The organism is Bacillus sp. JJ1127 (assembly GCF_036965845.1).
Lineage (GTDB): Bacteria > Bacillota > Bacilli > Bacillales > Bacillaceae_G > Bacillus_A.
The window spans coordinates 7,089-7,425 of the sequence record NZ_JBALQK010000040.1; the positions used below are offsets into that span (position 1 = coordinate 7,089).

The window sequence follows — 337 nt, forward strand, 5'->3', positions numbered from 1 at the left end:
GTTTCTAGTTTCTATATTTATCGCTGTTAATTACGCAGATTAAACGAGCAAAAAATATAGAAAAGCACCGATGAATTATGCTGGATAGAAGTTTTAATTTATACATGGAGGTCGTTAAAATGAATGAATTTCAACAAGAACTACAATCGTTGAACCTAAATGATTATCAGCCTGGAAATGTTGTGTACTGGGATAATCAAAATCAGTATCCATATTATTATTACGCACAAGAAGATGCTCGTCGCTGCGGCGGCTGCGGACGTTGCGGGGGTTGCGGGGGACGTTGTGGTGGCTTTGGACGTTGCGGTGGCTGCGGCGGCTGTGGGGGATGCTTTGG

General features: G+C 43.0%; 1 protein-coding gene. It reads left to right on the forward strand.

Annotation, left to right across the window (positions count from 1 at the left end; genetic code table 11):
* Positions 1-119: 119 nt before the first annotated feature.
* Positions 120-337 (forward strand): heterocycloanthracin/sonorensin family bacteriocin (locus tag V7183_RS05050; protein ID WP_335358896.1); only part of this gene is annotated, 218 nt, incomplete at its 3' end.